Genomic DNA, 10745 nt, shown 5'->3' on the forward strand with positions numbered 1-10745 from the left:
CCGGGCACACCGTTGAACCCACCGAAGCCCGACTGGCCGACCTGGACTCCCTCCACGACCTCGCGACCAGCCACGGAATCACCATCGCCACAGAGATCAAGACTGCGGGTTAATGATCTGCAAGCCCTTAGCGTTTTCTCAGGTCACGCAAGTGCATTGAAGGTTTCGCGACACGAAACTCCGCCGTGAACTTCCGACGCTTCTCCGCCATGACAACCAACATCCCCTGCTGTCACGGACTCCACGCTACGAGGGGAACCTCAGTTCGTTCTGCATGGCCCGGACCACACTGTGCGGCCGCGCGAGCCGCGAGGGCACAGGGACGGGTTCGAGGGGCGCGAGGCGCCAGGCTGGCATGTTGACGAGCTTGATCTCGTACCCGCCACGGCACCAACCTCCATAGAGCTCCTTCGTCTCCGGGATCCTTCCGGATCTGCGCGCCGCAGCTACACGCGACGGCCACTTCTCCAACTCCGGACCGCTGCCGCATTTGACGAGTCGGCCGCCCGCCCCCGCGAGCTCCTGTAACAACTGCTCCGTGAAGGTCACGCGAGGCCGTGGAGGAGGGCTGGGCTTTCGCCCAGCTGCCGGAATTTCCTGCGCTCGGGTGGGCGGCGGTTGCGGAGTGGCGGCCTGGGCCTTCCGTGGGCGAGGCCTGCAGGGAGGGTACGTGCCGTGTGCCAGGTAGTGCCGACCGGCGCTCGTCAGAGCGACGCTCCACTGCCCACCCTTGCGGGAGACCGTGACCAGGCCCCGGTTCTGCAGTGCCTGACAGGTGGTTTTGTAGGAGCTGGTCTCCCATACGCTGGCAGGACACCCGGCTTCCACCCACTCAAGAACCGCAAGCTGACGTTCATTGACCGGCCGTTCCAATGGTCTGCCCTCGGATTATGGCTGCGTGACGGGCGGATGCTGTCAGTGATCGTGGTGCAGGGTGGGTGCCGCGTGGAGGGTTGGCCTGAAGAGGTAGCCAGTGTCGCCTTTTCCGCCGGCGGGATTCGAAACCGCGCACATGACTCCGGAGGCCGTCGTTTTCCGATGTTTTACCAGGTCATCGGAGCATCTGATTCTATGTTAGTGGCCCAGCCTCACGCATGTTCCGCGAAAACGAAACGTTCTGCTTGGTTGCCATTGCATGCTTTCCGGCTTGTTTTGAAAGTCTGGTGCAACGTGGCGGATGCCGTGGGGCGTCGGTGGGTGTAGGGGTGCGTGTACCGGGCCTCGATTCGAACGAGTGGGTGGTCGCGTGCATGGATGGCCGAGTGTGCCTGACCGCGGGGAATGCGGCGGCTCCCGGTAACCTCAAGGTCGTATGCCGGTCGAGTGTTGAGTGCGCCTGAGGGCGTACGCGGTCTGTCCGTGGCAGGGGGCGTCACTTCCGACCGGGGGTCCATTTCATGCCGAGCCGGTAGGCGCGGGAGATCACGTCCTGGACGCCGGGGCCGTCCTGCGGAGTGAACCAGCGCACCTCGCGGCCGATGACGAGTTCGCCCTTCTGCCGCTTGATGAGGGCGATGGCGCAGGCGTGTGCCTGCGGCGGGCACTCGTCCAGAACCACCCGGAAGCGGTCACCGCGGTCGGAGGTCAGCGTCACCACGGCGTCGAGGCCGCGGAAGTCGCCGGACCCTTCGTAGATGTAGACGAAGAGCAGGAGCTTCTGGAACTCGGCCTGGTGGTCCAAGTTGATGACGAGGTTCTCTCCCGTCCCCCGGGCGCCGGTCCGGTCGTCCGCGTCGAGGGCGACGTACGGGAAGCGGTCCACCGTGCCGAACGCGTTGCCCAGTGCCTGCACCACGGTCTTGGAGCCGTCGGTGCAGCGGATCATGCAGCCGAGGTCGAGATCCACATGCCTGGCCGCGGCCGACCGCAGCGATGCCCGTATCCGGCCGAACAGGCCATGGGCCTCGCCGGCCGCCCGCTGGGCGGCGGCCTGCGGTGAGGTCCAGTTGAGGTTGACCTTGATCAGTCCCGAGGTCACGCCGTGCTTGTCCAGGGAGACCGTGGGCGAGGCCTTCGTCAGGTTCACAGTGGCGGGCTGGGTCATGCGGCGCCTTTCGGGGAAGGCCCGGGGAGCCGGGGTGGTCGACGACCATACAGGCGGGGCGTGAGGCGCCGCAGGGAATCAGTCGTTGACGGTCTGGTGCGAGGAGGATCCGTCGGCCGGGCGGCGGAGCCGGCGGGACTTGGAGGGCGTGCGAGTTGCTGAAAGCAGCAGCGACGCGCGGAGGTGGCGCCGTACTGATCCCTGGGGTTGTTCGATCCGGCGGCCGTTAGTGTGAGCGCAGTTGGTGGGGGAGTCCGAGCCGGAGCGGAGCGCGAAGAGTTTTGGGCGGTCTTACGGAAGCGAAGCTGAGGGTGCTGGTCGGCGAGCGTTCGTTCGGGCGCGGGCTCGGTTACGTCGACGAGGTGTCCGGTGTGGAGTTCGGTGACGGCTGGATCAGGGCGTCGGTGCACGGAACGGAACGGTACGAGACGGAGCTCGTCCTGGGTGGGCGCAAGGGGAAGGGGCCGGCGGGCACGTGTGACTGCCCGTACGGCCAGGAGGGCAACTTCTGCAAGCACCTGGTTGCTCTCGGCCTGACCGTGATCGCCCAGGAGGCGGACCTCCCGTGTCTGCGGGAGTCGGCCCGGGACCGGGCGCGCGGCCTCGATACCTGGCTGTCCGCCCTGTCGCGGGAGGAACTGCTCACTCTCGTACGAGATGAGATCGCCGAGGACCAGCAGCTTGAGCGCCGCCTGGAGCTGCGGGCGGCGAGTGCTCGCGGAGACCTGGCCGGGATCCGGTTCCGCATCCGTGAGCTGCTCGACATCGGCCCGTTCGCCCAGTACGGCTACGTCGAGTACGCCGACGCCCGCGCCTACGCCGACCAGGCCGGGCAGGCGGTGTCCGCGATCCGCTCGCTGACCGGCTCCGGCCGGGCCTCCGACGCGATAGCACTGTCGCGGGAGGTGATCGGGCTGCTGGCCGGGGTGGCCGAGAGCGTCGACGACTCCGACGGCTGGCTCGGCCAGATCGGCGCCGGCCTCGCCGACGCCCACCGCGACGCCTGCTATGAAGCCACGCCCGAGCCCGAGGAACTCGCGCACTGGCTGGTGACCCACGCGCTCGACGAAGCGGCCGACCTGACGGACATCGACCCGCTCGACTACGAAGACCTGCTCGGCGAGCAGGGACTGATCGCCCTGCGCCGGTACGCGACGGAAGCATGGACGGCCAACCGCACCGGCTGGGCCGAGAGGCACCTGCTGCAGCGCCTGGCGAAGTCGGGCCGGGACGTCGACACGGTGATCGCCGTGCACGCCGCCGACCTCGCGCCGAATGGTCACACCCACCTGCTCATCGCCCGCGAACTGGACACCGCCGGTCGCCCCGCCGAAGCCCTGGAGTGGGCCGAGCGCGGCATCCGCGACGCTGAGGACCTCGCCACTGTCGACACCGCCCTGGTCGACCACCTCACCGACCGCTACACCCGAACCGGCCGGCTCGCCGACGCCGTCACCCTGCGCCGTGACCACTTCGCCGCCTGCCGCAGCCTGCTTGCCTACCAGCAGCTGCGCGCCGCAGCCAGGGCCGCCGCATGTTGGCCGCCCGAGCGCGAGAAGGCTCTGGCCTTGTTGCGCACCGACGCGGAACGGGCGAAAGGCTGCGGTGGGCGCGTCCTCGTCGACGTCTTCCTGGACGACAAGGACACGGATGCCGCCTGGCGCGCGGCCGGAGCACGGCGCCCACGACGGCCAGTGGCTCACCCTCGCCGACCGATCTCGCACCACCCGCCCCGCCGGTGCCCTCGCCGTCTACCACCGCCTGGCCGCCTTGCTCACCTGCCAGACCGGCAACCCCACGCCTACGAACAGCTCGTCAGCCTGCTCCTGAGCATCCGCGACTGCCACCGTCACCTCGGCACGCCGGACGACTTCACCACGTACGTCACCGACCTGCGCGCCACCCAGAAGCGCAAACGGAACCTGATGCGCCTGATGGACGAACACGACCTGTGGAAGGCGTGTTGACGCCGTCAACGCATTGAAGTGTTGTTTACGATAGAAGTATCGTGTACGCTGCCTGTGGGGCTGGGAGTCTGTCCGTGTCGCATTCCACGACATTCTCCCGTGGGGAGTCGTGTGCTCGCAGGGCCACGCGAAGATGCAAGGGAATGGGCTGTGGCGACGGAGATGATCGCAGGGCGGTTCCGGCTTCTGGGGGCTGTGGACTCGGGCAACATGGGTGAGGTCCACAGAGCCGAGGATCTTGATGCCGCCCCGGGCGACGCCGACCGCGTCGTGGCGGTCAAGCTGATCCTTCGGCGCCGGTCCGGCCTCCAGATCGACACGCACGGCGACACCAAGACCGTGGAACGGTTCGCCCGCGAGGTGCGGATTATGCAGACCTTCGGCCGGCACCCCAACCTCCCGCGCACGATCGCCGGGGGTGTGGACGAGACGAACGGCGGCCTGCCCTACCTCGCGATGGAGTTCCTCGACGGCCACCCCCTCGCAGACCTGGTCGCCGACGAGCCGCAGCTGCCGATCTCCTGGGCCGCCGCCATCGCCGCGCAGATGGCGGAGGGACTCAAGGCCGCACACGTCGAGGGCGTCGTGCACCGCGACCTCAAGCCCCGCAATGTCATGCTCACCCGCGGTGGCCTCGTGAAGGTCCTCGACTTCGGCATGGGCCGGATCGTCGACGACCCGGACGGTACCAAGCTCACCAGCACGGGCGTCACCGTCGGCACAGCCCGCTACATGGCACCCGAGCAGTTCCAGGGCGGAGCCGTAACCCCGGCGGCGGACCTCTACGCCCTCGGCTGCGTCCTGTACGAGATGCTCCTCGGCGTACCGCCGTTCGTCGGCACCTCCGCGTACGAACTCGGCGAGAAGCACGTCCGTCAGGCACCGAACCCGGTCCGGCTGGTCCGGCACGACGTCCCCGAGGCGCTCGCCCGCCTCGTCGACCGCCTCCTCGCCAAGGACCCGGCGGACCGCCCCGAGAGCGCCGCCGCCGTACGGGACGCCCTGCTGCCGTTCGTCGCGCCCGCCGAACCGCTGCCCGCCTGGCACGAGTTCGACCCGGTGGGCCGCCTCCTCCAGGACCGGTCCGCGCTCTCCACGCCCACGGCGCGGCAGGCTCCGGCCGACCAGCCGCCCGCCCAGACCCGCCCACACACGTCCGGCATGGACGTCTTCGGCGTCCACCGGGACCTGATCGACGAGTACCGCGCCTTCACCCAGGGCGGCACGATCATCCGTGACGAACGCGTCGCCGACTTCGTCCGGCGCGACCTCGACGCCAAGTCCCAGTGGCCCAACCCGTGGATCTCCCTCAACCCCTTCTTCGACTCCGCCGGCACCGTTGCCGAGCTCGCTTCCCAGGGCGTCCTCCACCCCGAGTGCGCGCGGATCTTCCAGGCGAAGAAGGCCAGGGGCGGCACCGTCTGCGACGGCCGCCCGCTCACCCTCCACCAGCACCAGCGCGAAGCCGTCGACGCCGCCCGGTCCGGGGCGTCCTACGTCCTCACCACCGGCACCGGCTCGGGCAAGTCCCTCTCCTACATCGTGCCCATCGTCGACAAGGTCCTCAGGGACCGGGAGACGGAGCCGCGAGGGACGGCCAAGAGAGTCCGCGCGATCATCGTCTACCCCATGAACGCCCTGGCCAACAGCCAGCTCAAGGAGCTGGAGAAGTACCTGAGGGACGGCTACGGCGCAGGACGTGAGCCCGTCACCTTCGCCCGCTACACCGGCCAGGAGGACGACGCCGCCCGCAGGGAGATCCGTGACAACCCGCCGGACATCCTGCTCACCAACTACGTGATGCTGGAGCTGATGCTCACCCGTCCCGACGACCGAGACAGCCTCGTCCGGATGGCCAAGGGCCTCGAATTCCTCGTCTTCGACGAACTCCACACCTACCGAGGCCGCCAGGGCGCCGACGTCGCCCTGCTCATCCGCCGCGTCCGCGAGGCGTGCCAGGCCGACCATCTGCAGTGCGTCGGAACCTCCGCCACCATGTCCACCGAGGGCACGATCGACGAGCAGAAGAGCGTGGTCGCGGGCGTCGCCTCCAAGCTCTTCGGCACGAGGATCCGCACCGAGCACGTCATCGGCGAGACCCTGGTCCGCGCCACCGACCCGGCCCCCGACACCGTCCCTGCCGAGCGGCTGCGCACCACCGACGCGCCCCGTGCGTACGCGGACCTGGTCCGCGACCCGCTTGCCCGCTGGATCGAGACCCGCTTCGGCCTGGCCACCGACACCCTCACCGACCGCCTCGTCCGCCAGAAGCCCGCCAAGATCGAGGACGCGGCCGAGGACCTCGCCCGGGAGAGCGGCGTGTCCGTCGAGGACTGCGCCGCGGCCCTGCGCGCCACCCTGGAGGCCGGCTCGCAGGCCCGTCACCCCGTCACGGAGCGCCCCCTCTTCGCCTTCCGCCTCCACCAGTTCCTCTCCAAGGGCGACACCGTCTACGTCACCCTGGAGGACCCGGCCAGCCGACACCTCACCCGTGACTACCAGCAGGTGCAGCCCGGCACCGACGGCAAGCTCCTCATCCCGCTCGCCTTCTGCCGGGAGTGCGGCCAGGAGTACCTGACGGTGTGGCGCACCGAGAAGGACGGAGAGGTCCGCTACGAGTCCCGCCGCGACACCTCCGCCACGGGCGGCAGGGCCGGCGACGGCTACCTCTACGTCGGCCGCCCGTGGCCCCGCTCGCTCGACGAGGCCGTCGCCGAGCGCAAGCTGCCGGAGTCGTGGCTGGAGCTCGACGACCGTGGTCAGGAAGTCGTCAGGAAGTCGTACCGCGAGCGCGCGCCCCGCGCCGTGACCGTCGATCCCTACGGGTACGAGGGACGGGGCGACCTGGACGCCGCCTTCATCCCGGCCCCGTTCCGCTTCTGCATCCAGTGCTCGGTGTCCTACGAGCAGCCGCGTGGCAAGGACTTCGCGAAGCTCGCGACCCTCGACCAGGAAGGCCGGTCCTCCGCCACCTCCCTGGTGTCGGCGGCCGTCGTCCGCTCCCTCAAGGCCGTTCCCGAGGAAGCCCTCGACAAGGAGGCGCGCAAGCTCCTCACCTTCGTCGACAACCGCCAGGACGCCTCCCTCCAGGCCGGCCACTTCAACGACTTCGTCCAGATCACCCAACTGCGCGGCGCGCTCTACCGGGCCGCCCTGGACGCCGGGGAAGAGGGCATCCACCACGAGGAGCTGGCCACCCGCGTGGCGAACGCCCTCGCCCTGGACCCCGTCGAGTACACCGGCCAGTCGGACCTGCCGCCCGCCCTCGCCCGCAACGCGGCCAAGACCCTGCGTGATGTCATCGCCTTCCGTCTCTACCTCGACCTGGAGAGCGGCTGGCGCATCACCATGCCGAACCTGGAGCGGACCGGTCTGCTGACGATCGACTACGCGGACCTCCAGTGGGTCGCCGAGCGTGACGAGCGCTGGCAGGACACGCATGCGGCGCTCCGCGACGCCGACCCCGCCCTGCGCGCCGAGATCACGCGGACGCTCCTGGACGACATGCGCCGCGAACTCGCCATTGACGTCCAGTACTTCCGCGACGACTTCGACGCCCTCCAGCGTGCCAGCGAGGAACGCCTCATCGACCCGTGGGTCCTCGGCAGGTCCGACGCGCCCAGGGTCAAGACCGCCTACCCGCAGCCCGACAGCCGCGGCATGGACCGGTCCGGGCACTTCCTCTCGGCCCGCGGCAAGTTCGGCAAGTACCTGCGCCGCACCGCGCCCACGGTCTTCGACGTACGGGACGGCGTGAAGCTGGACAACACCGACCTCCAGAAGATCATCGAGGACCTGCTGAAGGTGCTCACGAAGGCCGGCCTGGTCACCGAGGTCAGTGCCGCACCCCAGCGCGCCGGCCGTTTCCGGGCTCCGGCGGGCCCCGCCGTCACCGGCTACCGGATCTCCGCCGCCTCCCTCATCTGGCGGGCCGGCCCCGGCGAGTCCGGCGCCCACGACCCGCTGACCCGCACGTACGCCAGTGGCGACGGACCGCGCGTCAACACCTTCTTCCGTGACCTCTACCGCAACGCCGCCGCCGAACTGTCCGGCCTGTTCGCCCGCGAGCACACCGCCCAGGTCGACCCGGCCGAGCGCGAGCGCCGCGAAGAGGCGTTCAGCAAGGCCGAACTGAAGCTCCTCTACTGCTCCCCGACCATGGAGCTGGGAGTCGACATCTCGTCCCTCAACGCGGTCATGATGCGCAACGTGCCGCCGACCCCGGCCAACTACGCGCAGCGCAGCGGACGCGCCGGCCGGAGCGGCCAGCCCGCCCTCGTCACCACGTACTGCGCCACCGGCAACAGCCACGACCAGTACTACTTCCGCCACTCCGAGCGCATGGTGGCGGGCGCAGTCGCCCCGCCCCGCCTCGACCTCGCCAACGAGGACCTCGTCCTCTCCCACCTCCAGGGCATCTGGCTCGCCGAGGTGGGGCTGAAGCTGGGCCGCGCCATCCCGCAGATCATCGACATCGCGTACGACGAGAGCCTGGGCCGCCCGAACCCGGCGCTCCACCTCCACGACGACCTGTACGCCGCCTCCCGCGACGCCGACGCGCAGGCCCGCACGGTGGCGGCGGCCCACCGGGTCCTCGGCCCGCTGCTTCCCGACTTCGCCACGACCGTCTGGTGGGACGAACGCTGGATCGAGGACCGCGTCCGCACCGCCCCCGACCGCTTCGACCGTGCCTTCGACCGCTGGCGCGACCTCTTCCGGGCCGCCCTCGTCGACCAGTACGTCCAGAACAAGCGGGTCCTCGACCACACCCTCACGGAAGGGGACCGGCGGCGTGCGACAGGCCGCCGCAAGGAGGCCGAGACCCAGCTCAACCTCCTCAAGAACGAGACCCCGGACAGCCGGTCCGTCCTCTCCGACTTCAACCCCTACCGCTACCTCGCCTCCGAGGGCTTCCTGCCCGGCTACTCCTTCCCCCGCCTGCCGCTGGCCGCCTACATCCCGACCACCGGCCGCCGCCACGGCGACGGCGACTACCTCCAGCGCCCCCGTTTCCTCGCCATCCGCGAGTTCGGCCCCGGCGCGCTGATCTACCACGAGGGCGCCCGCTACCAGGTGACCCGCGTCCAGCTGCCCCCGGACTCCTCCGGTGACATCGCCACCACCGCGGCCACCCGCTGCAAGCACTGCGGCTACCACCACGATCCCGAGCAGCGCGCCGACGTCTGCGACATGTGCAAGGAGCCGCTCGGCGCCGCCGCCTACAACCTGCTGCACCTGCACACCGTCTACACCCAGCGCCGGGAGCGGATCTCCTCCGACGAGGAGGAGCGCCGCAGGGCCGGATTCCGGCTGGAGATCTCGTACCGCTTCCAGGACCACGGCATCCGCAAGGGCCGCCAGGACGCCCACGTCTCGGACCCGGCGGGTAGTCTCGCCACGATCTCGTACGGCGACTCGGCCACCGTCCGCATCACCAACAAGGGACGGCTGCGCGCCAAGGAGAACGAGCAGGACGGCTACTGGCTCGACCCCGCAAGCGGCCACTGGATGAACGAACGCGATGCCGCCGAGGCGTCCGGCGACTCCAGCGAGATGCCGGTCATCGACCCGGACGGCAACGAGAAGCGCCGCAAGAAGCGAGTCGTCCCCTTCGTAGAGGACCGCCGCAACATCCTCGTCGTCACCCTCGACGAGCCGCTGCCCGAACCCATCGCCCTCACTCTCATGTACGCCCTGGAGCGGGGCGTCGAGGCGGCGTTCGAGCTGGAGGACTCCGAGCTCACCAGCGAACTGCTCCCGCCCGACGACGGTCCCCGCAACCGCTTCCTGCTCACCGAGGCCGCGGAGGGCGGCGCCGGAGTCCTGCGCCGCCTCCAGGCCGAGCCCGGCGCGCTCGCCGTCGCCGCCCGCCGCGCCCTGGAGATCTGCCACTTCGACGAGCACGGAGTGGACCAGGCCGAGCAGCACTGCGCCCGCGGCTGCTACGACTGCCTGCTCACCTACGGCAACCAGCTCGACCACGCGGCCATCGACCGCCACACCGTCGTCCACCTGCTGCGCCGCCTCGCCTCCGCCGTGTCCGAGCCCGAAGGACGGGGCGAGTCCCCGACGGAGCAGCACCGGCGGCTCGTCGAGGAGCTGGGGCGAACGGCCCCGAAGCTCGCCGGCACGCCGGCCGACGACGCCGACGACGCCGACGACATGGCGAACACTCCCCTGGAGCAGACCCTCGTCAACTGGCTCAGGGACCACGGCCTGCGCCTGCCCGACGAGGGCCAGACCCTCGTCGGCACCGCCCTCCCCGACTTCGTCTACCACCTGCCCGGAGTCAACCTCGCCGTCTTCGTCGACGGGCCGGACAAGGAGGAGGACGCCACCCGCGACGAGGACGCCGAGGAGCGCCTCTACGACGCCGGCTGGGGCGTCGTCCGCTTCCCGGCCGACCCCGCCGACTGGGACGCCGTCGTCGCCCGCCACGCCCGCTACTTCGGCGGCCCCGCCGCCTCCTGACCACGGAACCGACCGACCACCCGAGGACCCCGAGGACTCACCCGATGACGCTCACCTACTCCGCCGGTTCCCTGGTCACCGCCCGAGGCCGCGAATGGGTCGTGCTCCCCGAGAGCGCCCCCGACATGCTCGTCCCTGTCTCTTATCCCCATCTGCCTCTGCCTCCGCACATAGAGCTGTAAATCTCAGTCCTCGCCGTCTCCTTCACACGACTAGGGCGGTGGCGCCATGCGGATGTACCGCTGGACGTCCAAGGGTGGTGG

Annotated in this window: 2 protein-coding genes and 1 pseudogene; 2 read left to right on the top strand and 1 reads right to left on the bottom strand. The window is 69.9% G+C overall.

Annotated elements, in window-relative coordinates; translation table 11 throughout:
• Positions 1-1372 precede the first annotated feature (1372 nt).
• On the bottom strand, positions 1373-2044 hold the full coding sequence (locus ACFUJR_RS37130) for a hypothetical protein (RefSeq protein ID WP_383168746.1): 672 nt from the start codon (positions 2042-2044) through the stop codon (positions 1373-1375).
• A gap of 281 nt (positions 2045-2325) precedes the next feature.
• On the opposite strand from ACFUJR_RS37130, the pseudogene ACFUJR_RS37135 reads away from it, so the two are divergent.
• Positions 2326-4011: pseudogene (locus tag ACFUJR_RS37135) on the top strand (SWIM zinc finger domain-containing protein).
• Between the two features lie 162 nt (positions 4012-4173).
• Positions 4174-10482 carry a protein kinase gene (locus ACFUJR_RS37140; RefSeq protein WP_383451194.1) on the top strand — a complete coding sequence of 2103 codons (6309 nt, stop codon included), beginning with the start codon at positions 4174-4176 and terminating at the stop codon, positions 10480-10482.
• Positions 10483-10745: the final 263 nt, after the last annotated feature.

The organism is Streptomyces sp. NPDC057271, assembly GCF_042668715.1.
GTDB lineage: Bacteria > Actinomycetota > Actinomycetes > Streptomycetales > Streptomycetaceae > Streptomyces.

Bases quoted from the DNA above. Each gene is read 5' to 3' on its own strand.
- ACFUJR_RS37140 (WP_383451194.1), top strand. From the start codon at position 4,174: ATGATCGCAGGGCGGTTCCGGCTTCTGGGGGCTGTGGACTCGGGCAAC.
- ACFUJR_RS37130 (WP_383168746.1), bottom strand. From the start codon at position 2,044: ATGACCCAGCCCGCCACTGTGAACCTGACGAAGGCCTCGCCCACGGTC.